The 23,807-nt window shown below is 68.3% G+C and carries 18 protein-coding genes; 14 read left to right on the top strand and 4 right to left on the bottom strand.

Annotation, left to right across the window (positions count from 1 at the left end; translation table 11 throughout):
* Positions 1–4 precede the first annotated feature (4 nt).
* Positions 5–715: a Crp/Fnr family transcriptional regulator gene (locus tag AC1DVI_RS21405; RefSeq protein ID WP_175426384.1), complete on the bottom strand. Its 711-nt coding sequence runs from the start codon at positions 713–715 to the stop codon at positions 5–7.
* A gap of 240 nt (positions 716–955) precedes the next feature.
* Here AC1DVI_RS21405 and AC1DVI_RS21400 point away from each other — a divergent pair, with 240 nt between their 5' ends.
* The 5 genes from AC1DVI_RS21400 to AC1DVI_RS21380 all read left to right on the top strand — a co-directional run bounded on the left by AC1DVI_RS21400 (position 956) and on the right by AC1DVI_RS21380 (position 6,211).
* The gene (locus AC1DVI_RS21400; protein WP_476959683.1) at positions 956–2,590 is read left to right on the top strand and encodes an acyl-CoA synthetase; all 1,635 of its coding nucleotides are present in this window, start codon (positions 956–958) and stop codon (positions 2,588–2,590) included.
* Positions 2,591–2,723: 133 nt separating this feature from the next.
* Positions 2,724–3,485, top strand: a complete 762-nt coding sequence (locus tag AC1DVI_RS21395; protein ID WP_188259414.1) for an SDR family NAD(P)-dependent oxidoreductase — start codon at positions 2,724–2,726, stop codon at positions 3,483–3,485.
* A 32-nt stretch (positions 3,486–3,517) separates the two neighbouring features.
* A complete protein-coding gene (locus AC1DVI_RS21390) occupies positions 3,518–4,714 on the top strand; it encodes an acyl-CoA dehydrogenase family protein (RefSeq protein WP_476959682.1) in 1,197 nt (398 codons plus the stop codon).
* A gap of 4 nt (positions 4,715–4,718) precedes the next feature.
* Positions 4,719–5,822, top strand: a complete 1,104-nt coding sequence (locus AC1DVI_RS21385) for a phosphotransferase family protein (RefSeq protein ID WP_476959681.1) — start codon at positions 4,719–4,721, stop codon at positions 5,820–5,822.
* Positions 5,822–6,211: a DUF6285 domain-containing protein gene (locus AC1DVI_RS21380; RefSeq protein ID WP_476959680.1), complete on the top strand. Its 390-nt coding sequence runs from the start codon at positions 5,822–5,824 to the stop codon at positions 6,209–6,211. The genes AC1DVI_RS21385 and AC1DVI_RS21380 overlap by 1 nt, the downstream gene beginning before the upstream one ends.
* Before the next feature lie 236 nt (positions 6,212–6,447).
* On the opposite strand, the gene AC1DVI_RS21375 is transcribed toward AC1DVI_RS21380, so the two are convergent.
* The gene (locus AC1DVI_RS21375) at positions 6,448–7,245 is read right to left on the bottom strand and encodes a ferritin-like domain-containing protein (RefSeq protein WP_476959679.1); all 798 of its coding nucleotides are present in this window, start codon (positions 7,243–7,245) and stop codon (positions 6,448–6,450) included.
* Complete coding sequence (cysQ, locus tag AC1DVI_RS21370; protein ID WP_476959678.1) at positions 7,236–8,012, bottom strand: 3'(2'),5'-bisphosphate nucleotidase CysQ; 777 nt, start codon at positions 8,010–8,012, stop codon at positions 7,236–7,238. The genes AC1DVI_RS21375 and cysQ overlap by 10 nt, the downstream gene beginning before the upstream one ends.
* Positions 8,013–8,105: 93 nt before the next feature.
* Between cysQ and AC1DVI_RS21365 the strand changes: the two genes are divergently transcribed.
* From AC1DVI_RS21365 to bfr, 9 genes are all read left to right on the top strand, one after another.
* Complete coding sequence (locus tag AC1DVI_RS21365; protein WP_476959677.1) at positions 8,106–8,630, top strand: GNAT family N-acetyltransferase; 525 nt, start codon at positions 8,106–8,108, stop codon at positions 8,628–8,630.
* A gap of 156 nt (positions 8,631–8,786) precedes the next feature.
* On the top strand, positions 8,787–9,224 hold the full coding sequence (locus AC1DVI_RS21360; protein ID WP_476959676.1) for a bacteriohemerythrin: 438 nt from the start codon (positions 8,787–8,789) through the stop codon (positions 9,222–9,224).
* 304 nt (positions 9,225–9,528) lie between these two features.
* On the top strand, positions 9,529–10,821 hold the full coding sequence (locus tag AC1DVI_RS21355) for a hypothetical protein (RefSeq protein ID WP_476959675.1): 1,293 nt from the start codon (positions 9,529–9,531) through the stop codon (positions 10,819–10,821).
* Positions 10,822–11,000: 179 nt separating this feature from the next.
* Positions 11,001–14,324 carry a maltose alpha-D-glucosyltransferase gene (gene treS / locus AC1DVI_RS21350; protein ID WP_476959674.1) on the top strand — a complete coding sequence of 1,108 codons (3,324 nt, stop codon included), beginning with the start codon at positions 11,001–11,003 and terminating at the stop codon, positions 14,322–14,324.
* A 107-nt stretch (positions 14,325–14,431) separates the two neighbouring features.
* On the top strand, positions 14,432–16,696 hold the full coding sequence (glgB, locus tag AC1DVI_RS21345) for a 1,4-alpha-glucan branching protein GlgB (protein ID WP_476959673.1): 2,265 nt from the start codon (positions 14,432–14,434) through the stop codon (positions 16,694–16,696).
* A gap of 176 nt (positions 16,697–16,872) precedes the next feature.
* Positions 16,873–19,023: a glycogen debranching protein GlgX gene (gene glgX / locus AC1DVI_RS21340; RefSeq protein ID WP_476959672.1), complete on the top strand. Its 2,151-nt coding sequence runs from the start codon at positions 16,873–16,875 to the stop codon at positions 19,021–19,023.
* 87 nt (positions 19,024–19,110) lie between these two features.
* Positions 19,111–20,163 (top strand): response regulator, encoded by a 1,053-nt coding sequence (locus AC1DVI_RS21335; RefSeq protein ID WP_476959671.1) that lies wholly within the window; start codon positions 19,111–19,113, stop codon positions 20,161–20,163.
* A 225-nt stretch (positions 20,164–20,388) separates the two neighbouring features.
* Positions 20,389–22,578 carry a 4-alpha-glucanotransferase gene (gene malQ, locus AC1DVI_RS21330; protein WP_476959670.1) on the top strand — a complete coding sequence of 730 codons (2,190 nt, stop codon included), beginning with the start codon at positions 20,389–20,391 and terminating at the stop codon, positions 22,576–22,578.
* Between the two features lie 123 nt (positions 22,579–22,701).
* Positions 22,702–23,187 carry a bacterioferritin gene (bfr, locus tag AC1DVI_RS21325; protein ID WP_145626032.1) on the top strand — a complete coding sequence of 162 codons (486 nt, stop codon included), beginning with the start codon at positions 22,702–22,704 and terminating at the stop codon, positions 23,185–23,187.
* A 22-nt stretch (positions 23,188–23,209) separates the two neighbouring features.
* Here bfr and AC1DVI_RS21320 read toward each other — a convergent pair whose 3' ends face one another.
* Positions 23,210–23,602, bottom strand: coding sequence for a hypothetical protein (locus AC1DVI_RS21320; protein ID WP_149163437.1), 393 nt, complete (start codon positions 23,600–23,602; stop codon positions 23,210–23,212).
* Between the last annotated feature and the right edge of the window lie 205 nt (positions 23,603–23,807).

Raw genomic sequence — 23,807 nt, 5'->3', positions numbered from 1 at the left:
CACTTCACCCATTCGCCTCAGCGATCTCCTCCAGCGCGTTGCGGTCGAGCAGCGTGATCCGTCCGGACTCCACGGCGATCACGCCGTTGCGCTGCCATTCGCCGAGCAGCTTGTTGATGCTTTCCCGCGAAACGCCCACCAAGCAGCCGAGTTGCTGCTGCGACAGTTTTATATCCAGCTTCAGCCCGCCCGGCGCCGGCTTGCCGAACACGTCGGCCAGCCGCATCAGCGCGCGGGCGAAGCGGGAGGAGGCCTCCAGGAACAGCGTGTCCTCCAGATGCTCGCTGGTCTGGCGCAGGCGTTTGCACAGGACGGTGATGAGCTGGAGCGCCACCGCCGGGCGCTCGTTGAGCAGCGGCACGAACTTCGAGCGGTCGAGCACCAGCAGGTCGGTCTCCTCCAGCGCCACGGCGTCGGCGGTCCGCGGCTCGCCGTCGAGCAGGGCGATCTCGCCGAACAGGCCGCCCTTGTTGATGATGTTCAGCACCAACTCCTTGCCGTCGGTGGAGTGGGAGCAGATCTTCACCCGCCCGCGGATGACCGCCATCATGCTGTCGCCGGGGTCGCCCTTCTGGAAGATGACCGCGCCGGGCCGGAAATAGGCCAGCCGGGCGCTGGCGGCGAGGCGTTGCAACTCCGGCTTCTCCAGATGCTTCAGCAGGAAATGCCCGGACAGCACCAGCTCCTTGTCGAACGCGATCCGCACCGTCGTCATGGTCGCCCCCATACGGCTCGATGCCGGACAGTGTAGCGGGCGGACGGCCCGCAACCGCGGCGCCAGAGGCGGTAACGCGCTCGCCCGTCCCTGCCACGTTCTTGCGGGCATAGGGGAGGGGACCGACCAAAGGTGAAACTTGTTCTGTCCAATGGTTCGTGGCTACCATCGTCAGTAAGGCGCCCGGTATGAGGCGCCGGCCCTAATTCAGGGACCGCAGAACAGGGGAAGGAGACGAGCGTGGACGCCACCACTCCGTCCGCAGACCTATCCAGGCGCACGGCCAACCATGTGCCGCTGACGCCGCTGGACTTCCTGCGCCGCTCCGCGATGGTCTATCCGGACAAGACCGCCGTGGTCTACGGCCCCCTGCGGCGGAACTGGGCGGAGGTGGAGCGCCGCGCCCGCGCGCTGGCCTCCGCGGTGACCAGTGCCGGCGTCCGGCCGGGGGAGGTGGTGTCCGTCCTGGCCTTCAACACTCCGGCGATGCTGGAAGCGCATTTCGGCATTCCCGGCGCCGGGGCGGTGCTGAACGCCATCAACACGCGGCTCGACCCGCCCGCCGTCGCCTTCATCCTGGAACACGCGGAAAGCCGCCTGTTCCTGGTGGATCGCGGCTTGTCCGCGGTGGCCCGCGCCGCGCTGGAGCGCATGACGGCCCCGCCGCGCGTGGTGTGGATCGACGATCCGGCGGCACAGGACGCCGACCCGGTGGGCGATCTGGAGTATGAGGATTTCCTCAAGAGCGGCGATCCCGAGGCCCCTTGGCGCATGCCTGAGGACGAGTGGGAATCCATCGCGCTCAACTACACCTCCGGCACCACCGGAAACCCCAAGGGCGTGCTGTACCATCACCGCGGCGCCCATCTGAACGCGCTCGGCAACGTCATCACCTTCGGGCTGCGGCCGGACAGCGTCTATCTGTGGACGCTCCCCATGTTCCACTGCAACGGCTGGACCTACCCGTGGGCGGTGACGGCGGTCGGGGCGACCCATGTCTGCCTGCGCGCCGTCGATCCGGCGGCGATCTTCCGCCTGATCGCGGAGGAGAAGGTCACCCACCTCTGCGGCGCGCCGGTCGTGCTGACCATGCTGATCCACGCGCCGGACGCGGTGAAGCGCGGCTTCGACCACGGGCCGGTGCAAGTGGCGACCGGCGGGGCGGCGCCGCCCAGCGCGGTGATCGCGGGGATGGAGCGGATGGGCTTCCGCCTGACCCACCTCTACGGCATGACGGAATGCTACGGCCCCTCTACCGGCTGCGCGTGGCAGGAGGCCTGGGCGGACCTGCCGCTGGAGGAGCGGGCGGTGAAGATGGCCCGCCAGGGCGTGCCCAACGTCACCATGTCCGAGCAGACCGTGCTCGACCCCGACACCGGCCGCGCGGTGCCCGCCGACGGGGAGACGCTGGGCGAACTGGCGCTGCGCGGCAACACGGTGATGAAAGGGTACCTGAAGAACCCGGCGGCGACCGACGAGGCGCTGCGCGACGGGTGGCTTCACACCGGCGACCTCGCCGTGCTGCACCCCGACCGCTACGTCGAGATCAAGGACCGCGCCAAGGACATCATCATCTCCGGCGGCGAGAACATCGCCTCGCTGGAGGTCGAGGAGGTCCTCTACCAGCACCCCCACGTCATGGAGGCCGCCGTCGTCGCCCGTCCCGATGCGACATGGGGCGAGACGCCCTGCGCCTTCGTCACGCTGAAGCCCGGATCGGAAGGACGGGTCACGGAGGCCGAAGTGATCGGCTGGTGCCGCGACCATCTCGCCCACTTCAAGGCGCCCCGGACGGTGGTGTTCGGGGCCTTGCCGAAGACCTCGACCGGGAAGATCCAGAAGTTCGTGCTGCGCGAGCAGGCGAGGGGGTTGTGAGGGGAGTTTTTGCCCCCTCCCGACCTCCCCCCGCTGCGCAGGGGGAGGAGTCAGTTCCCTCCCCTGCGAAGCGGGGGAGGGTTAGGGAGGGGGCCCAACGCATGAACCCCACCTTCATAAACTCAGGACCCCCATGACCCTCTCCCTCACCAACCGCACCGCTCTGGTCACCGGGGCCTCCGCCGGCCTGGGCCGCCACTTCGCGGGTGTGCTGGCCGCGGCGGGCGCCCGTGTCGCGCTGGCCGCAAGGCGGCGCGAGAGCCTGGACGCCGCCGTCGCGGAAATCGAGGCGGCGGGCGGGCAGGCCATCGCCGTGCCGCTGGACGTCACCGATGCCGCCTCCGTCCGCACCGGCGTCCGCGAGGCGGCGGGCGCGCTCGGCGGACTGGACATCCTCGTCAACAACGCCGGGGCCACCGTCGCCAAGCCCGCGCTCGATTACGCGGAGGAGGAGTGGGATCGCGTCATCGACACCAACCTGAAGGGCGCCTTCCTCACCGCGCAGGAGACGGCGCGCGTGATGAAGGAGCAGGGGCGGGGCGGGTCGATCGTCAACATCGCCTCCATCCTCGGGCTGCGGGTGGCCGGCCATGTCGTGGCCTACACCGCGTCGAAGGCCGGGCTGGTGCAGATGACCCAGGCGCTGGCCCTGGAATGGGCGCGCTACGGAATCCGCGTCAACGCGCTGGCCCCCGGCTACATGGAGACCGACCTGAACCGCGATTTCCTGGCGACCGACGCCGGGCAGGCGCTGATCCGGCGGGTGCCGCAGCGGCGGCTGGGGCGGCTGGCGGATCTCGACGGGCCGTTGCTGCTGCTCTGCTCCGACGCGTCGGCCTACATGACCGGAGCGGTCGTGCCGGTGGATGGCGGGCATCTGGTCAGCACCCTGTGAGCAAAAAAAAGCGACGGAGAGGACCCGAACCGATGGATTTCAGCCTGCCCCCGCACATCGAGGAGTTTCGCCGCCGCGTGCGCGCCTTCGTGGAGGAGCGCATTCTGCCGCTGGAAGCGGACTCGGCCTCCTACGACGCGCATGAGAACATCGCGCCCGCCCTGCTGGAGCGCCTGCGTGGGGAGGTGAAGGCCGCCGGGCTGTGGGCGCCGCAAATGCCGACGGAGCGCGGCGGGCAGGGGCTGGGCATCGTCGGCATGGCCGCGGCCTACGAGGAGATGAACCGCTCCATCTTCGGGCCGGTCTGCTTCAACTGCGCCGCCCCCGACGACGGCAACATGCAGCTTCTCAACAAGGTGGCGACCGAGGCGCAGAAGGAGCGCTGGCTCCAGCCCATCGTCGACGGCAAGGTGCGCTCCGCCTTCGTGATGACCGAGCCGCATCCCGGCGGCGGCTCCGACCCCTCGATGATGAAGACGCGGGCGGAGCGCAAGGGCGACCGCTGGGTGATCTCCGGCCACAAATGGTTCATCACCGGGGCGGGCGAGGCGCAGCATTTCATCCTGATCGCCCGCACCTCCGACGACAAGCGCAAGGGGTTGACCGCCTTCCTGTTCGACAAGGACCAACCCGGCTGGGAGATCGTCCGCCGCATCCCGATCATGGGGCCGGAGGAGCATGGCGGCCATTGCGAGCTGCGCTTCGACGGGCTGGAGGTCTCCGACGAGAACGTCCTGATGAACATCGGCGACGGGCTGAAGGCCACGCAGATCCGCCTCGGCCCGGCGCGGCTGACCCATTGCATGCGCTGGACCGGCCTGTCGAAGCGGGCCATGGAGATCGCCGCCGCCTATGTGCGCGAGCGCGAGAGCTTCGGCACCACGCTGGCCGGGCACGAGGGCGTGCAGTGGATGATGGGCGACGTCGCCATGCAGATCGAGATCGGGCGGCTGCTGGTCATGAAGGCGGCGTGGCAGATCGACCGCGGCGACTTCGCCCGCAAGGAGGTGTCGATGGCCAAGGTCCATGTCGCCGACACGCTGCACAAGGCGGTGGACACGGCCATCCAGCTCTGCGGGGCCAGGGGCTATTCGAAGGACACGGCGCTGGAGTGGATGTACCGCTACGCCCGGCAGGCCCGGCTGGTGGACGGGGCGTCGGAGGTCCACAAGATGGTCCTGGCGCGATTCTACATGGACGAGGGCGACGGCTTCTGGGCCTGGGGGTGATGGGATGGGCGCACTGATCGACGGGGAAAGCCGGCCGCGGCTGGAATCGTGGCTGGCCGGGGCGACCGGCGCGACGCGCGTGTCGGTGGCCGACGAAGGCACGCTCGGCGGGGGAGCCATCTCGCTCAACCTTGCGGTGACTCTGGACATCGACGGCGGGCCGCAGGCCGGGCGGCACGCCTGCGTGCTGCGTGCCCAGCCCGGTGGCGGTGCGGCGGCGTCCGGCATGAAGGCCAGCATTTCCAAGGCTCAGGAGTACGCCGTGCTGCGCGCCGCCTTCGGCGCCGGGGTGGCGGCGCCGGAGCCCATTGCCGCCTGCGGCGACCCGGCGGTCCTCGGCGCCGACTTCTACATCATGCGCCGCGCCGAGGGCATCGGCGCCGGGCACAAGGTGGTGAAGGCCGACCAGCCGCAGCGCGGCCTCGCCCGCGAGCTTGGCCGGCAGCTTGGTCGCCTGCACAAGGCCGGGCCGGACACGCCGGGGTTGGAGGATCTGCCGGTGCCGGCCGCGTCGCCGGCGCTCGACTGCGTCCACGCCTACCGCGACTGGCTGGGCGATCTGGCCTTGCGCGACGCCGTTCTGGCCTGGGGGCTGCGCTGGCTGGAGATCCACGCGCCGCCGCCGGGCGATCTGGTGCTGTGCCACCGCGACTACCGCACCGGGAACTATCTGGTGAAGGACGGCGGGTTGACCGCCATCCTGGATTGGGAGTTCGCGGGATTCAGTGACCCCATGGAGGATCTCGGCTGGTTCTGCGCCCGTTCCTGGCGGTTCGGGCGCCACGACCGCGAGGCGGGCGGGCTGGCCGGCCGGGAGGACTTCTACGCCGGCTACGAGGAAACCTCGGGCCGACGGGTCGACCCGCAGGCGGTCGCCTATTGGGAAACCGCGGCCTACATGCGCTGGGCGGCCATCGCGGTCCTCCAGGGGCGCCGCCACACCTCCGGCGAGGAGCCTTCGCTGGAACTGGCGTTGACCGGGCGGATGCTTCCGGAGATCGAGTTGGATTTGTTGCGCCACATCCATGGGCTGGGGCTGACGGCGTCCGCCCCGGCGGCGGTGGGTGCCGAACCGTCCGGCGATGCCGGCGAAGAGAGGGTCGCCTGATGCGCACCAGCCCCGACGCTCAGGAGTTGCTGAGCATCGTCGCGGAGACCTTCCGGACGGACCTGCTTCCCCACATCCCGCCGGCCCAGCGCTACACGGCGCTGATGATCGCCAACGCGCTCGGCATCGTGCAGCGCGAGTTGGCCGGGGTGGACGAGGCCGGCCACTCCATGCTGGCGGCGCTCGCCCTGCTCTATGGCGAGGACGCCGACGACAGTCTGTCCGGCACCGACCTGCGCCGGCGGGTGGAGGCCCTACAGCACCGGCTGTGCATCGAGATCGCTGCGGGCGACTTCGACCATGACGGCCAGGACGTGCTGATGGAATGCCTAGAGGAGATCGTCCAGGCCCGGCTGGGCATCACCAACCCGAAGCTGCTGCGGGGGTAGATCAGGCATCCCTCTCCCGTCCCGGGAGAGGGTGGCCCGAAGGGCCTCTCGCACTGGTCAAAGACCAGCGCTGACGGCGGCAGGCGGATGCCTATGGCATCCGCTGAGAGCCGGTGAGGGGGCGCCCGTCAGGGCGGATCAGGAAACTGGTTGGGAAGCAGGTCGCCTGCGGCGCCCCCTCATCCCAACCTTCTCCCCGGGGGGAGAAGGAACCGGTGCGGAGGTGAAAGCTCCCCTCACTCCGCGATCGGATCGTAGAATTCCGGGCCGAAGTCGGCGGCTTGGCGGCTGGTCACGTTGAAGGGCTTCTTCAGGCCGCCGCGGAAGTACCGTTTCACCAGATCCTGCCACGTCTCCACCGGGTCCACGCCGCGCTTGGCGCAGAGATGGCCGAACCAGCGGCGTCCGGCGGCGACGTGGGTGATCTCCTCGTCGTGGATGACCTGGAGCAGGGCGGCGCTCTCCGCGTCGCCGAACTCGCGCAGGCGGCGGACGGTCTCCGGGGTCACGTCGAGCCCGCGGGCCTCCAGCACCATCGGCACCACCGCCAGCCGGGCGGCGAGGTCGTGGGCGGTGGTGGTCGCGGCCTGCCACAGCCCGTCATGGGCCGGCAACTCGCCATAGCCGGAACCGAGCTGGTTCAGCCGCTCCTCCAGCATCTGGAAATGCCGGGCCTCGTCGTCGGCGACCTGCACCCAGTCGTCGGTGAAGCCTTTGGGCATCCCCTCGCCGACGAAGCGGCACACGATGTCCCAGGCGAGGTCGATGGCGTTCAGCTCGATGTGGGCCAGCGCGTGGAGCAGGGCGACACGGTTCTGCGCGCTGCCGCCGCGCCCGCGCTTGGGCATGTCGCGGGGCAGCATCAAGGGCGGACGCTCCGGGCGGGCGGGGCGTTCCGGCGGGGCCTGCGTGCCGAAGTCGGAAAGGCGTCCGTCACGCCACGCCGCGGCGTAGTCCCGCGTCAGGCGCACCTTCTCCAGCGGCGCCGCGGTGGTCAGCACCGCGACGGCCGCGTCACACAGCGTCATTGCCATCCATACGCAACGAAATGGGGGTTCAGGATGTCGGCTTTGCCGTAGAGGAAGGGAGAGCCGTCGGGCTGCTCCACCCGCCCGCCGGCGGCGGTGAGGATGGCGTGGCCGGCGGCGGTGTCCCATTCGCTGGTCGGACCGAAGCGGGGGTAAAGGTCGGCCTTGCCCGACGCCACCGTGCAGAATTTCAGGGAACTGCCGCAGGACACCCGGTTCTTCACCGTGTAGCCGGCGAGGAAGCCATCCAGTTCGCCGCCGCTGCCGTGGGAGCGGCTGGCGACCACGGTCAGACCGTCGGGCGGCGGCTTGCGGACCTGGATCGGATAGTCGTGGCGGCCCTCTACCCAATGGACGGCGGTGCCCGGTCCGCAGGCGGCGTAGAGGTCGCCGGTCGCCGGCGCGTAGACGACTCCCAGGACCGGACGCCCGCCCTCGATCAGGGCGATGTTGACGGTGAACTCGCCGTTGCGGCTGATGAACTCCTTGGTACCGTCGAGCGGATCGACCAGCCAGAAGCGTCCGCCGGAAATGTCCGGCCGGTGCCCGGCGGCCACGGCCTCCTCCGCGACAACCGGAATGCCGGGGGCGATGTGGTGCAGGGCCGGGGTGATGACATGCTCGGCGGCCAGATCGGCCTGGGTGACCGGACTGCCGTCGACCTTTGTGGCGGCGTCGATGCCGTCGTTGTAGAAGCGCAGGATCACCTGACCCGCTTCGTGGGCGATGGTCCGCACCTTGGGCAGCAGGCTCGCCGCGGCGGTGTCGGTCATGGGTGGTCCTCCGGTCGGCTGGTGTGCGAACGGTCACCATAGCGCGCCCGGATGGTGGGCTGGAAGGCTGGAAAGGGCGGGGAGGATGGGAGAATGCGGATGAAGGCGGGCTGGCGCGCCATGGTGACGGCGGACCTGGACCGTGTCATGGCCATCGCCGAGGTCGTGCACCCCGATTACCCGGAGGATCGTGCCGTCTTCGCCGAGCGTCTGGCCCTCTACCCGTATGGCTGTGCCATGGCGGAAATTGATGGGGCGGAGGCGGACGAAACCTGCATCGGCTACATCGTCATGCATCCGGGCCGGTTGGGCGTTCCGCCGCCGCTCGATTCGCCGCTCGGCGCGCTGCCGGAGGTACCGGACTGCCTCTATCTGCACGACGTCGCCCTGCTGCCCGCGGCACGGGGTCTGGGGTTGGGCGTGGCGGCGCTGAAGCGCATGAACGCGCTGGCGGCGCGGCAGGGGTTTCGCTGGCTGGCCCTGACCTCCACCCCTGGCGCACGGGCCTTCTGGGACGCGCAAGGATTCCTGCCCCATGATGGCGGGGCTGGGCTGGCGGCCAAGCTCGCCTCCTACGGCGGCGGCATGACCTACATGACGAAGCCGGTGAAAGGCTGAGCCGACGCCTTTGTGATAATTTGCCAAAAATTGTATCCATCGCACCGGATGGAGACTCGATTTGCGGCAAGTTGTCCGACCCCGGCGGGCGGTTCGGGGTGCTATCTTGCGGCGTTCCTCACACCTTCAGCACAGCCGTTCGTCGGCAGGCCCCCCATGCAACCATCCGCCCGCTTTCCGTGGAAGTCCGAATACACGGTTGGAAACGAGTCCATCGACGAGCAGCACCGGACCCTTCTGGAACTGGCCGGGCTGTTGCACATGGCGGTCGCGGCGGGGCAGGGCTACAAGATCATCCAGAACGCCTTCGCCGCCTTGGTGAAGTACACGGAGGAGCATTTCTCGGACGAGGAACAGTTCTGGATCGACGCCAAGAGCGCCGCCGTCGAGAAGCACAAGCGCCTGCACCGGCAGATCACCGAAGAACTGCTGGCCCTGCGGTTTGAAGGGCCGTACGGCGTCGTCTTCTGCACGCCCAACGAACTGACCAATTGGGTCGAACACCGCTTGATCGCGCACTTCATCGAAGAGGATCAGGACGTCTACCGCAGCCTGACCCCGGGCACCAAGCGGAAGCGGGCTTCCGCCTCTTGAAGGGCGCCCGGAGTGCGGCCGCCTCGGTCCGGGCGGACTCTCCCGGGATCGGACGAGGCGCTCTGTGTGGGAAAACACGTTTGCATGAAGATCCTGACGAAAAGATTAAGTGCGAATGTATTTAAAAGATTCTGTTTTCTTTCTATAAATTATCATCGGTAGTGTTTGCGGGTAACCTGACCATTCCGCAATAAATATAAATGAATGCAATTCATGAGAACCATGTATTGCACTCGTATGATTGGTAATTTTGCCAAATCCGTGCGGATGGTCGGGGGTGTTTAGCCAACCGCGAGGGAACGCCATGACTGCACCTTACCTGCTGCCGCCGGCCACGTCCGTGGCCTATCCGTCCAGCCTTCCGTCGGGCACGGTGAAGCTGTACGCCGATCAGAACTGGAGCAGCGACAACCTGACCATCACCACCTCGGGCGCGATCGAAGGCGTCCAGAGTTCCTTTGCCGGGACCAACCTGAACGACCGGACCACCTGGGTTGCCTTCAATCTGCCGGAGGGGGTCGTCCTGACCCTGCTGGAACACAAGACCACCCCGCCCGCCGGCCAGCCCTACAGCTTCAACGGCTGCGGGCGTTGCGTCGATCTGATCGGCAACGGCAAGACGCAAACGGTCGACGTCGAGAAACTCGGCGCCAACGATTGCCTGTCCGCCTACATCTGGCGGCGCGTGGACCTGAACACCGGTGTCTTCCAGCTGTTCGACGGGCTGAACTACGTCGACAACCGCAACACCTTCTTCCTGTGCGAATGGCCGATGGGGACGGTGCTGTCGCTGGTGGGCTGGTACATCTGCGACCGGGCGGCGTCGATCTATTTCGGCGGGCTGACCGCCCAGGAGGTGGCGCTGTACGACGGCGGCCAAGCCGAAGGGGAAACGATGTCCGTCGCCGGCTGGTTGAGCATGGACGGCATTCCGGACCTGCGCAGCTGTTCCTTCGTCGACAAGGAAGCCTCGTGGCGATGGGATCTGCTGCCCCCGGCCCATTCGGTGGTCGAGCCCTTCACGATCACCTCGCCGGTCCCCAGCAGCCCGTCGAGCACGATCAGCAGTTCCATCTCCGGCACCAACCAGGGGGCGGCGACGATCACCGACACGGTGTCGGTGACCAGCGGCAAATCGCAGTCCCTGACGCTGTCGGTCACCGATTCCTACACGATCGGTTATGTCCAGGAGGTGCGCTTCACCTACGGAATCGGTCTGACCGGTGAGGTCGAGGTCGGCTGCACCTTCTCCATGTCCTACACCTACACCGGCACCAAGGAGACCTCGGTCACCAATTACTACGATCTGTCGGTCAGCCAGACGGTCGAGATCCCGGCCGACTGCCGCTACAGCTCGACGATGACGATCCTGATGGCGGAGATCCCGGCGACCTCCTACAGCACGCCGGCGGTCTTCTACTACACCCAGCCGGTGCCCGGTTCGACCTACGATCCGGCGATGAGCGCCGAGCTGGGCAAGACGGTCTACGCGTTGCGCCAGACGGTGACGGGCTACGTCAACGGCGGCGTCTCGGTGGACGTCCGGAGCAGCACGGAAACCCAGCCGCTCTCCGTCGCGGCGCTGGCCGACGCCTGACGCCGGCACCGCCTGCGATGGTGGTCCGCCATCGCAGGTTTCGCGTCCAACGTTGCCTTTGCCGTGGAACGGACCCAACTCTAACTGGTTTATGATGTGGCGCGGCTGCCGGATGGGCGCGGGATTCCCCGCCCGTCCGGCGACCCCGCTCCACCAGACCAGCGGAGCGACGGGGCGGTATGAAGAACTCGGACAATGGCCGGATCGATCGGAACGACACGCTCTGGTACAAGGACGCGGTCATCTATCAGCTTCACGTCAAGGCGTTCTTCGACGCCGACAACGACGGCATCGGCGACATCGCCGGCCTGACGCAGAAGCTCGACTACATCCAGGAGCTTGGCGTCACCACGCTGTGGCTGCTGCCCTTCTACCCCTCGCCGCTGCGCGACGACGGCTACGACATCGCCGACTACAAGGCGGTCAACCCATCCTACGGCAATCTCCAGGACTTCAAGCGGTTCCTGCGCGAATGCCACGACCGCGGCCTGCGCGTCATCACCGAGCTGGTCATCAACCACACCTCCGACCAGCATCCGTGGTTCCAGCGCGCCCGTCAGGCCAAGCCGGGATCGAACCACCGCAATTTCTACGTCTGGTCCGACACCGACCAGAAGTACCAGGGCACCCGCATCATCTTCTGCGACACGGAAAAGTCCAACTGGACCTGGGATTCCGAGGCGCAGGCCTATTTCTGGCACCGCTTCTACTCGCACCAGCCCGACCTGAACTTCGACAACCCCAAGGTCCTTCAGGAGGTGCTGAACGTCATGCGCTTCTGGCTGGACATGGGGGTGGACGGGCTGCGGCTCGACGCCGTGCCATACCTGAAGGAGCGCGAGGGCACCAACAACGAGAACCTGCCGGAAACCCACGACGTCCTGAAGGCGATCCGCACGGAGATCGACAAGGGCTATGGCGACCGCATGCTGCTGGCCGAGGCGAACCAGTGGCCGGAGGACGTGCTGCCCTATTTCGGCGACCTGGAGAAGGGCGGGGACGAATGCCACATGGCCTTCCACTTCCCGCTGATGCCGCGCATCTACATGGCCGTCGCCATGGAGGACCGGCACCCCATCGCCGACATCATGCGCCAGACTCCGGACATCCCGGACGAGTGCCAGTGGGCCATCTTCCTGCGCAACCATGACGAGCTGACGCTGGAGATGGTCACCGACCGCGAGCGGGACTATCTCTGGGATTTCTACGCCGCCGACCGGCGGATGCGGATCAACCTGGGCATCCGGCGGCGCCTCGCCCCGCTGCTCCAGAACGACCGCCGCAAGATCGAACTGCTGAAGAGCCTGCTGCTGTCGATGCCGGGCACGCCCGTGCTCTATTACGGCGACGAGATCGGCATGGGCGACAACATCTATCTCGGCGACCGTGACGGCGTGCGCACGCCGATGCAGTGGTCTCCCGACCGCAACGGCGGCTTCTCCCGCGCCGACCCTGCGCGGCTGTATCTGCCGGCGATCCAGGACCCGATCTACGGCTTCCAGGCCATCAACGTGGAGGCGCAGCAGCGCAGCCCGTCGTCACTGCTGAACTGGATGAAGCGGCTGATCGCCGTGCGCCAGCAGCACAAGGCCTTCGGGCGCGGCAGCTTCCAGCTTCTCTATCCGGGCAACCGCAAGGTCCTGGCCTATCTGCGCTGCCATTCGACGGAGGAGGGCGACGAGGTCATCCTCTGCGTGGCCAACCTGTCCCGCTCCGCCCAGGCGGTGGAACTGGACCTGAAGCAGTTCCGCGGCCGCGTCCCGGTGGAGATGCTGGGCCGGACGGTGTTCCCGCCGGTCGGCGATCTGCCCTATCTGCTGACCATCCCCGCCTACGGCTTCTACTGGTTCGCGCTGGCCGCCGAGGCGGCTCTGCCGTCCTGGCACGAGACGATGCCGGAGCCGGTGCCCGACCTGCTGACCGTGGTCGTGCGCGACGGTTGGAAAAGCCTGATCAGCGGCCGCGCGGAGGCGGAACTGGCGCGCGACATCCTGCAGGCTTACCTGCCGCAGCAGCGCTGGTTCGCCGCCAAGGACCGCCGGATCGAGCGCGCGCATGTCCCGGTGTCCGCGCGGCTGAATGGGCCGGGCGACGGCTTCATGCTGCTCCACACCGAGGTCGAGCTTTCTGGCGGCGGCAGGCAATCCTACTTCCTGCCGCTCGCCATGAGCTGGGAGGAGAACGCCGGCAACACCGGCTGGCCGCTGCTGCCCTTCACGCTGGCCAAGGCCCGGCGTGGCCCGCGCACCGGCGCAATCTACGACGCCATGCAGGCCGACGCCTTCACCCGCAGCCTGCTGACCGCCCTGCGCGAGGGGCGGGAGATCCCGGCGTCGCACGGGCATCTGCGCTTCTCGCCTACGGCTTGCATGGCCGACCTGACGGTGGACGACGACACCGAGATCCGCCGCCTCGGCGTGGAGCAGAGCAACAGCTCCATCCTGGTCGGCAGCCAGGCCGTGCTGAAGGCGTTCCGCCGCCTGACCCCTGGCGCCCATCCGGAACTGGAGGTCGGGCGCTTCCTGACCGAGGTTGCGGGCTTCCAGAACACGCCGCCGTTGCTGGGTTCCGTCGAGCATGTGGCGGAGGACGGCACGCCGACCGCCCTGTTCGTGCTCCAGGGCTTCGTCCGCAACCAGGGCGACGGCTGGAGCAGCACGGTCGATTCGCTGGTGCGCGACCTGGACGACATTCGTCTCGGTCTGGCCCATGATCCGGAGGAGCCGACCGAGGGCGAACCCTTCGGCATGCACGCCGCCATGATGGCGACGCTCGGCCAGCGCACGGCGGAACTCCACTGCTCGCTGGCGAAGCGGACCGGCGACCCGGCCTTCGATCCGGAGCCGGTGACCGCCGACGACCTGAAGGGCTGGGGCGAGGCCGCCCGCCGTCAGGCCGAGGCCGCCTTCGCAGCGCTGCCCGGCGCGCTCGACCGTCTGGCCCCCGCCGTGCGGGAGCAGGCGGAATCCCTGCTCGCCCGCCGCACCGACGTGATGAACCGGCTGGCCGAGCTGGCGGACACCCCGCCGCAGGGCGACAAGACGCGCATCCACGGCGACTACCATCTTGGGCAGGTGCTGCGTGCCCAGAACGACTGGTACATCATCGACTTCGAGGGCGAGCCAGCGAAGTCCCTGGAGGAGCGCCGGGCCAAGCACAGCCCGCTGCGCGACGTGGCGGGGATGCTGCGCTCCTTCAACTACGCCACCTGGGCGGCGCTGTTCCGGATCGACGAGACGGGCGCGCTGGAGGAGGCCGGGGCGGTGATGGAGGCCGCGCTCGATTGGGAGCGGCGCAGCATGCAGAGCTTCCTGGAGGCCTACCGCGCCGCCATGGCGGCCTGCCCGGACGCGCCGGACGGCGCCGCCGCCGACCGCCGCCTGCTGGCGCTGTTCCTGATGGAAAAGGCGCTCTACGAGATCGCCTACGAGGCCGCCAACCGGCCGAACTGGATCGGCATTCCGGTGAAGGGCGTGCTGGGGCTTCTGGACGGCGAGTCCTGAGGCGAAACCCGAAACGGGACATAGGACGCCGCGGGCGTGGTGTGACAAACGCCCCGGCGCTATGTTCACACCCCAGGAACGAGCAAGGGTAAGGGGAAAGTCAGCCGATGCCGAACGACATCCGAACGGGAAACCGTGCCAAGGCGCAGGAAGCGTCGCCGAAGGCCGTGTCGCCGTTGAGCGGCGGCATCGAGGCCATCGTCCGCGCCGACCACGGCGATCCCTTCGCGATCCTGGGCATGCACCAGACCGGCAAGGACCAGCCCGTCGAGGTCCGCGCCTTCATCCCCGGCGCGGAAAAGCTCTGGGTGATCGACAGCGCGTCGGGCGACCCGGCGGGCGAAGCCGACAAGGTCCATGACGAAGGCTTCTTCGTCGCCGTCCTGCCCGACCGCAAGGAGCCCTTCCGCTACCGCCTGCGCGTCCAGTTCCCGCTGGCGACGGTGGAGTTCGAGGACGCCTACCGCTTCTGGTCCGTCCTGGGCGAACTGGACATCCATCTGCTGGCCGAGGGCACGCACCTCAAGAGCTTCGAGCGGCTGGGCGCCCACCCGCGGGAGATCGACGGGGTGGCCGGCGTGGCCTTCGCCGTCTGGGCGCCCAACGCCCGGCGGGTCAGCGTCGTCGGCGATTTCTGCGACTGGGACGGCCGGCGCCTGCCGATGCGCAAGCGGACGGAAGCCGGCGTGTGGGAGATCTTCGTGCCGCACGCCACCGTCGGTCAGCGCTACAAGTTCGAGATCAAGGGGGCCGGCGGCGACCTGCTGCCGCTGAAGTCCGATCCCTACGCCTTCCAGGCGGAATTCCGTCCCCAGACCGCCTCCGTCGTGCACGGCCTGCCGTCCTACGACTGGCGGGATGCCGAGTGGCAGCGGACCCGCTCCGCCAGCGCCGACCTGACCGCGCCGATCTCCATCTACGAAGTCCATCTCGGGTCCTGGGCGCGGGTGCCGGAGGAGGGCGACCGCTTCCTCACCTACCGCGAACTGGCCGACCGGTTGGTGCCCTACGTGAAGGATCTCGGCTTCACCCACATCGAGCTGCTGCCGATCACCGAGCATCCCTTCGACGGCTCCTGGGGCTACCAGCCGATCGGGATGTACGCGCCGACCAGCCGTCACGGCACGCCGGAGGACTTCAAGTATTTCGTGGACGCCTGCCACGCGGCGGGGATCGGGGTGCTGCTCGACTGGGTGCCCGGCCATTTCCCGACCGATCCGCACGGGCTGGGCTGGTTCGACGGCACGCACCTGTACGAGCACGCCGACCCGCGCCAGGGCTATCACCAGGACTGGAACACGCTGATCTACAATTTCGGCCGGACGGAGGTGCAGAACTTCCTGCTCGGCAACGCGCTGTTCTGGCTGGAGCATTACCGGCTGGACGGGCTGCGGGTCGACGCCGTGGCCTCCATGCTCTACCTCGACTACAGCCGCAAGGCCGGCGAGTGGGTTCCCAACCGCTTCGGCGGGCGCGAGAACCTGGAATCCATCGCCTTCCTCAAGCGGATGAACGAGCTGACCTACGGCCACCACCAGGGCATCATGACGGTGGCCGAGGAATCCACAGCTTGGCCGGCGGTGTCGCGGCCCGTCTATCTCGGCGGGCTGGGCTTCGGCTACAAGTGGAACATGGGCTGGATGCACGACACGCTGGAGTACATGGCGAAGGATCCCATCCACCGCCGTTACCACCACCACCAGCTCACCTTCGGTCTGATCTACCAGTTCTCGGAAAACTTCGTGCTGCCGCTCAGCCACGACGAGGTGGTGCACGGCAAGGGCTCGCTCATCAACAAGATGCCGGGCGACGACTGGCAGAAGTTCGCCAACCTGCGCGCCTATTACGGCTTCATGTTCGCCCATCCCGGCAAGAAGCTGCTGTTCATGGGCGGCGAGTTCGGCCAGTGGCGCGAGTGGAGCGAGGCGCGCAGCCTGGACTGGCACCTGCTGGAGGAGCCGCTGCACCAGGGGCTTCACGCCCTGGTGCGCGACCTCAACCGGATGTACCGCGGCCTGAAACCGCTGCACCAGACCGACTGCGACCCGGCGGGCTTCGAATGGATCGAGGCCAACGACAGCGACAACTCCGTCCTCGCCTTCCTGCGCAAGAGCGGGGAGGACCCGGAGCACCATGTGGTCGTGGTCTGCAATTTCACCCCGATGCCGCGCGACGGCTACCGCGTCGGCGTTACCCTGCCGGGCCGCTATGAGGAGGTGCTGAACACCGACGCCCCGGAGTACGGCGGCAGCGGCGTCGGCAACGCCGGCGGCGTGGCGAGCGAGGAGACGGAATGGCATGGCCGTCCGCATTCCATCTGCCTGACCCTGCCGCCGCTGGGCACGCTGGTGCTGGAGCGCAAGGCGGGGTAGGGGCGCGTTTCGATCAAAGGGAGGAGGGAGGAGCGGCGTTCCGCACTTGACGCGACCGGCGTGCCGCTCCTTTATTGCAAGAGGTGGCTATCCGCTTCGGCTAGGCCACCCGTTGCGCCCGACGCAAGCCGCTTGCGGTTCCGCCCGATGTCCGTGCCCGTGGTGAGTCTGCCCTGATGTCCATCTCGACCGCTACGCGCACCGCCGTCTGGCCCGGCAAGCCCTATCCCCTCGGAGCGAACTGGGACGGGTTCGGGGTCAATTTCGCCCTGTTCTCCGCTCACGCCGAAAAGGTCGAGCTGTGCCTGTTCGACCAGACCGGCCAGCGCGAGGTCGAGCGGGTCGTCCTGCCGGAGCACACCGACGAGGTCTGGCACGGCTACCTGCCGGAGGCCCGGCCCGGTCTGCTCTACGGCTACCGCGTCCATGGCCCCTACGAGCCGGCGGCCGGGCACCGCTTCAACCCGAACAAGCTGCTGCTCGATCCCTACGCCAAGGCGCTGTTCGGGCCGTTCCGCTGGTCGGACGCCCATTACGGCTACCGCGTCGGCTCGACGCGTGAGGATTTGTCCTTCGACCGGCGCGACAACGCCCGCGGCATGCCGAAATGCCGGGTGGTGGACCGCGCCTTCACCTGGGGCCACGACCGGCACCCGGCGGTGCCCTGGTCCGACACGGTGATCTACGAGACTCATGTCGGCGGTTTCACCATGCGCCATCCGGAGGTGCCGGCCCCGCTGCGCGGCACCTTCGCCGGCATGTCCACCCACGCGGTGATCGACTATCTGAAGGCGCTCGGCATCACCTCGGTGGAGTTCCTGCCGGTGCAATCCTTCGCCGACGACCGGCATCTGGTCGGGCAAGGCCTGCGCAACTACTGGGGCTACAACAGCGTCGGCTTCTTCGCGCCCGAGCCGCGCTACATGACCACCGGCGTGCTGTCGGAGTTCAAGACCATGGTCGCCCGCCTGCACGAGGCGGGGATCGAGGTCATCCTCGACGTGGTCTACAACCACACGGGCGAGGGCAACCATCTCGGCCCCACCCTGTCCTTCAAGGGCATCGACAATCTCAGCTATTATCGGCTGCTGCCCGACAACCCGCGCTTCTACATCAACGACACCGGCACCGGAAACACCCTGAATCTCAGCCACCCGCGCGTGCTCCAGCTGGTCATGGACAGCTTGCGCTACTGGGTGACGGAGATGCACGTCGACGGCTTCCGCTTCGACCTCGCCACCGTGCTGGCGCGGGAGCCCTACGGGTTCGACCCCGGTTCGGGCTTCCTCGACGCGGTGCGGCAGGACCCGGCGCTGGCCGACGTGAAGCTGATCGCCGAGCCGTGGGACGTCGGTCCCGGCGGCTATCAGGTCGGCAACTTCCCGCCGGGCTGGGCGGAGTGGAACGACCGCTACCGCGACACGGTGCGCCGCTACTGGCGCGGCGACGACGGCATGCTGCCGGAACTGGCGGGACGCATCGCCGGCTCGTCGGACCTGTTCGAGAAGCGCGGGCGGCGGCCCTGGTCGTCGGTGAACTTCGTCACGGCGCACGACGGTTTCACCCTGCACGACCTCGTCTCCTACAACGACAAGCACAACTGGGCCAACGGCGAGGACAACCGCGACGGCCATTCCGCCAACCATTCCTGGAACCACGGGGTGGAGGGCGAGACCGACGACCCGGCGGTCCGCGAGGCCCGCGCCAGGCAGAAGCGCAACCTGCTGGCCACTCTGTTCCTGTCGCAGGGCACGCCGATGATGCTGGCCGGCGACGAGATCGGCCACAGCCAGAAGGGCAACAACAACGCCTATTGCCAGGACAACGAGACCTCGTGGCTGGATTGGGCGCGGCTGAAGGGCGAGGGCGGGCCGATGCTGGCCTTCGTCAAGCGGCTGATCGCGCTTCGCAAGGCGCATCCGGTGCTGCGCCGCCCGGTCTTCCTGCACGGGCGCCGGACCTCGCCGAACGGATTGAAGGACATCGTTTGGTACACGCCGCAGGGTGTTGAGAAGTCGGCGGAGGATTGGCGCAACGGGCACGCCCGCTGCATCATGCTGCTGCTGAACGGCCATGCCGGAACCTACACCGGGGTGGACGGCGCGCCACAGGACGACGGGGTTCTTCTGATCGTGCTGAACGCCCACACCGATACGGTCAACGTCACCCTGCCGGAGGTGCCCGACGCGCGCGGCTGGCGCTGCGTGCTCGACACCCGCGTGGCGGACGGAGCCGGCGACGGGCGGATGCAGCTCGCCGGGCGGACGATGCCGGTGGACGGACGGACCGCGCTGGTGTTCGTGCAGGTTGATTCGCCCGGTCGTTGATGCGGGTCAATAGGCGGTCTTTTCCGCCTGTGCTAACGTCCAGGCCGGGGATGGCCTTTCCACCTCCGGTTTCCGCGGAACCCACGCATGCCCGACTACGACTACTCCCTGGTTGATGCCGCCATCATCGACACCCAGTCCAACACCCAGCGCGTCCTGCGCGAGGTTCTGGCGCGGCTGGGGATGAAGCGGGCGGAGGCCTACGGCTCGGTCCGGGACGCGGTGGACATGGCGGCGGCGGCCACCCCCGACCTGATCCTGCTGGACATCGATGGAGAGGAGGCGGAGGCGCTGCGCCTCATCCGCCGCCTGCGCAACGAGCCGGACACCCGCAACCCCTACGCCTGCATCGTCGCCACGACGTGGCAGCCGACGCCGCTTCTGGTCATGCGGGTCACCAACGCCGGGGCCGACGATCTTCTGGTGAAGCCGGTCTCGCCCAAGCAGGTGCAGGAGCGGTTGGCCGCCCTGATCGAGTCGCGCAAGAAATTCGTGGTGACCGCCGACTACACCGGCCCCGACCGGCGCAAGTCGCCGCGCGAGGGTGCCCAGGTGCCGCTGCTCGACGCACCGAACACGCTGCGGCTGAAGGCCACCAACCGCTGGGCGCACATCAACGCCCGGCAGCTCATGGCCGAGGCCAACCACTTCGTCAACGAGCAGAAGCTGCTGCGCATCAGCGTCCAGGTCGCCTTCCTGGTCGAGTTCGCCGCCCCCGGCCTGGCCGCCCGCCCGCCGGAGCGCATGGCGGTGGAGCATCTGGCCCGCGTCCCGGCCTTCCTCGACGACCTGCTGCGCCGCCTTGACGACCTGAGCGAGCCGGGGCCGGCGGAGTCCGTCGCCAAGTCCTTGAAGATGATGGCGGAACGGCTGCGGCTGCAGGCCGAATCAGGTGCCGTCGCGGCGGAGGAGCTGGAGCGCGTCCGCGCGCTCGCCCGCGACCTGATGCAGGCGGTGGATGCGGCGCGTTCCCTGGAGGCCATGATGGCGGAAGTGTCGGTCGCCGTGACCGGCTACCGTTCCCGGCTGGAGCAGATGGCCCAAGCCAAGGCGGAGGCGGCCAAGGCGGAGGCCGCGAAGGCCGCCATGGTCGTGCCCGCGGCGAATGGCGATGCCGCGAAAGAGGCGGTTGGGTCGTGACCCCGCAAATGGTGAGCCGCTGAAGGCGAAGGCCGGATCATCCAAGGTTGCGGCGCGTTGTCACCCATGCCCCGTCGCCGCACGCGAAAGCGTTGCGGTAAATATGAAAATTCGAATGTTCGGGGCTGGACGGAATCGGCCCGACGCGCAATGCTCGCGCGCAGGCCGTTGCGGCCAGAATGACACCACCAAGACGCCACGACCGATAACCGCGGGGAACCCTGAATGAGCGATCTCGACCGGCTTGCCGAACGGCTTGGCATCGAGCCCTTCTACCATGACATCTGGGGCAACCGGCGCGAGACCTCCGACGCGACGAAGCGGGCTCTGTCCGCCGCCATGGGCTATCCCGCCGGCAACGGCGAGGAACTGGCGGGGAGCCTGCACGCGGTGGAGGACCGGGCGTGGCGCCGCATGCTGCCCCCCGTCCTGGTGATCGACGAGGGCGCGCCGCTCGGCCTCGCGCTGGCCGTCCCGGCCGGGTTGGAGGACGCCGAGCTGACCTGGACGCTGACTGAGGAGGACGGGCTCGCCCACCGCGCGTCGCTGCGCGTCGGCAATCTGCCGCTGGCCGAGCAGCGGGTGCTCGACGGCGTGGCCTACGAGCGGCGCACGGTGTCCACCCGCCTGCCGCCGACCCTGCCGCTCGGCTATCACCGGCTGACGGTGGTGATCCGTCCTCAAGGCGTGGGAGGGACGCTGGAGGGCGGCACGGTGCTGATCGTCGCGCCGCAGCGCTGCCTGACGGTGGAGGACGTGGTTCCCGGCGGGCGGACCTGGGGCATCGGCCTCCAGCTCTACGCATTGAAGAGCAGTGACGACTGGGGCATCGGCGACTTCGACGATCTCGGGCGCTTCGCCGAGACGGCGGCGGGGCTCGGGGCCGGGCTGGTCGGGCTGAATCCGCTGCACGCGCTGTTCCCGGCCGACCCCAACCACATCGGCCCTTATTCGCCGAGCAGCCGGACCTTCCTCAACAGCCTCTACATCGACGTGGAGCGGGTGCCGGAGCTGGCGGCCACCCCGCAGGCGCAGGCCCTCATCGCCTCGGAGGACTTCCGGCAGCGGCTGGCCGCCGCGCGGGCGACGGAACTGGTGGATTATCCCGCCGTTTCCGCCCTGAAGATGCCGGTTCTGGAGGCGCTGCACACGACCTTCCGGGCGCTCGGCGAGAGCGACGCGCGGCGCGAGGCGTTCGAGACGTTCCGGCGCGAGATGGGCGAGCCGCTGCGCCGCCACGCCGTGTTCGAGGCGCTGCACGAGCATTTCTACCGCCGCGACCCGTCCCAATGGATGTGGCGGACTTGGCCGGCGGCCTTCCAGCACCCGGACAGCCCGGAGGTCCAGGCCTTTGCCGCCGAGCAGGCCGAGCGGGTGGGCTTCTTCGAGTATCTGCAATGGGAGGCCGACCGTCAGCTCGGCACGGCGGCGGAGCGCGGGCGGCGGGCCGGGCTGCCCCTCGGCTTCTACCGCGACCTCGCCGTGGCGGCGCATCCCGGCGGGGCGGCGGCCTGGGGCGAGTCGGACATTCTGGTGCAGGGCGCCAACGTCGGCGCGCCGCCGGACCAGTTCAACATGAAGGGGCAGAATTGGGGCCTCGCCCCGCTGTCGCCGGTGGGCCTGCGCGAATCGGCCTACAGCAGCTTCATCGCCATGCTGCGCGCCAACATGCGCCACGCCGGGGCGCTGCGCATCGACCATGTGATGGCCCTGCAGCACCTGTTCTGGATTCCGGCGGACGGCAGCGACGGCGCCTATGTCGAGTACCCGTTCGAGGACCTGCTGCGGATCATCGCGCTGGAAAGCCGGCGTAACCGCTGCATCGTCATCGGCGAGGATCTCGGGACCGTGCCGGAAGGCTTCCGCCCGGCGCTGGAGCGGGCGGGCATCCTCAGCTACCGCGTGCTGTATTTCGAGCGCAGCGCCGACGGCGGGTTCAAGGCGCCGGAGGAGTATCCCGCCGGGGCCATGGTCACGGTGACCACCCACGACCTCGCCACCTTCAAGGGCTTCTGGACCAACCGCGACCTCGACTGGCGCGCCCGGCTCGACCTCTACCCCGACGAGGCGGCGCGCAACAAGGACGTCTGGGACCGCGGCGTGGACCGTTGGTGGATGCTCCAGGCACTGGAGCGGGAAGGGTTGCGCCCGGTCCGCTACCCGAACAACGAGGGTTCGCAACCCTTCTCGCGCGAGCTGATGGAGGCGGTGCACCGTTACCTCGCCCGCTCGCCGGGCCGCATCGCCATGGTGCAGATCGAGGACGCGCTGGGCGAGGTGGAGCAGCCGAACCTTCCGGGCACCGTGGACCAGCATCCCAACTGGCGCCGCCGCCTGGGCCTGCCGGTGGAGGCGATGGCCGGGGACGAGGGGGTGCGCCGGCTGGCCGAGGCGGTCCGCGGCGAGCGGTCGTGAAGCCAGCCGAACCGGAAGCCGATTGCGATCCTGCGCTATTGGCTTACACTTGGCGCCAGTCGTCGGGCAAAAGAACAGCGCGCCGTGCGCCGTGCCGCGCGGCCAATCAAGACGGAGGGGTAGATGAAAGGTGATCCGAAGGTTATCCGGCACCTCAACACGATTCTGACGAACGAGCTGACCGCCATCAACCAGTATTTCCTGCACGCCCGCATGTTGAAGAACTGGGGCCTGCACCGGCTGGCGCACAAGGTCTACGAGGAATCGATCGGCGAGATGAAGCACGCCGACAAGCTGATCGAGCGCATCCTGTTCCTGGAAGGGCTTCCCAACCTCCAGGACCTGCACAAGCTGAAGATCGGCGAGGATCTGCCGGAGATGTTCACCGCCGACCTTGGCATCGAGAGCCACAACCGGGGCAACCTGCTGGAGGCCATCGCCGACTGCGACGCGGTGCGTGACTATCAGAGCCGCGAAATCTTCCGGGAGATCCTGGAGGACACCGAGGAGCACATCGACTGGCTGGAAACCCAGCTCGACCTGATCCAGCGTGTGGGCCTGACCGCCTACCAGCAGGAGCAGATCTACGGCGAGGATTCCTCGTCTTAAGAGATGGGGAACGGTCCGCCGCCTAGACGGACATCCCCGCCGACGTCCCGGCCGCATAGGCCGCGGCATCGGCCTTGCGGTAAGCGGTGATGGCGGCGGACCAGGGCTCGATGTGCAGGCCGCTGCCCATCGCGTCCTGATGGATGCTCTGCGCGATGAAGCCGGCGTTGGGGGTGGCGCTCAGGCGCGGCGACGCGCCGGTCACTGGTCCGTCGTCACCTTCAGCATCGTCCAGCGCGAATTTGGACGAGGAGCCGGCGCGGCGGGCGCGGTTGCTTTCCGCTTCCCCCAATTCCGTCCGGTTTCCGCCTTTCAGCGCATCGTCGGCGGCCGAGACATCGTCGGACCGTCGGCGTTCCGCTTCCCCCGGCACGCGCCGGATCGGCTGCACCGCGATGGCTTCGCTGGCCAGCATCTGCCGAAGCCGGCCCATCCCGGACAGGGACTGCGCGTTGGACGGCGATGATAGGGACGGAATGCTGGACACGGGAGCGCGGCGGGTTGTGGGTGGGCCTAGTCGCGCATGGTATCAGCGCAAAGCTTCCCGATGCCTTAAAAAATTCGGGCAAGGGCGCGGCGCCGTGGTGGCTGTCCATCCGACGGCGCCGGGGGTTGCGGTT

It is taken from the genome of Azospirillum sp. P4_B5 (genome assembly GCF_056402275.1).
The sequence above is the reverse complement of the archived record's forward strand: the minus strand, read 5'-3'. Positions and strand labels throughout refer to the sequence as shown.

Bases quoted from the DNA above. Each gene is read 5' to 3' on its own strand.
- AC1DVI_RS21405 (WP_175426384.1), bottom strand. From the start codon at position 715: ATGACGACGGTGCGGATCGCGTTCGACAAGGAGCTGGTGCTGTCCGGG.
- AC1DVI_RS21395 (WP_188259414.1), top strand. From the start codon at position 2,724: ATGACCCTCTCCCTCACCAACCGCACCGCTCTGGTCACCGGGGCCTCC.
- AC1DVI_RS21390 (WP_476959682.1), top strand. From the start codon at position 3,518: ATGGATTTCAGCCTGCCCCCGCACATCGAGGAGTTTCGCCGCCGCGTG.
- AC1DVI_RS21385 (WP_476959681.1), top strand. From the start codon at position 4,719: ATGGGCGCACTGATCGACGGGGAAAGCCGGCCGCGGCTGGAATCGTGG.
- AC1DVI_RS21380 (WP_476959680.1), top strand. From the start codon at position 5,822: ATGCGCACCAGCCCCGACGCTCAGGAGTTGCTGAGCATCGTCGCGGAG.
- AC1DVI_RS21375 (WP_476959679.1), bottom strand. From the start codon at position 7,245: ATGGCAATGACGCTGTGTGACGCGGCCGTCGCGGTGCTGACCACCGCG.
- cysQ (WP_476959678.1), bottom strand. From the start codon at position 8,012: ATGACCGACACCGCCGCGGCGAGCCTGCTGCCCAAGGTGCGGACCATC.
- AC1DVI_RS21365 (WP_476959677.1), top strand. From the start codon at position 8,106: ATGCGGATGAAGGCGGGCTGGCGCGCCATGGTGACGGCGGACCTGGAC.
- AC1DVI_RS21360 (WP_476959676.1), top strand. From the start codon at position 8,787: ATGCAACCATCCGCCCGCTTTCCGTGGAAGTCCGAATACACGGTTGGA.
- AC1DVI_RS21355 (WP_476959675.1), top strand. From the start codon at position 9,529: ATGACTGCACCTTACCTGCTGCCGCCGGCCACGTCCGTGGCCTATCCG.
- treS (WP_476959674.1), top strand. From the start codon at position 11,001: ATGAAGAACTCGGACAATGGCCGGATCGATCGGAACGACACGCTCTGG.
- glgB (WP_476959673.1), top strand. From the start codon at position 14,432: ATGCCGAACGACATCCGAACGGGAAACCGTGCCAAGGCGCAGGAAGCG.
- glgX (WP_476959672.1), top strand. From the start codon at position 16,873: ATGTCCATCTCGACCGCTACGCGCACCGCCGTCTGGCCCGGCAAGCCC.
- AC1DVI_RS21335 (WP_476959671.1), top strand. From the start codon at position 19,111: ATGCCCGACTACGACTACTCCCTGGTTGATGCCGCCATCATCGACACC.
- malQ (WP_476959670.1), top strand. From the start codon at position 20,389: ATGAGCGATCTCGACCGGCTTGCCGAACGGCTTGGCATCGAGCCCTTC.
- bfr (WP_145626032.1), top strand. From the start codon at position 22,702: ATGAAAGGTGATCCGAAGGTTATCCGGCACCTCAACACGATTCTGACG.
- AC1DVI_RS21320 (WP_149163437.1), bottom strand. From the start codon at position 23,602: ATGCTGGCCAGCGAAGCCATCGCGGTGCAGCCGATCCGGCGCGTGCCG.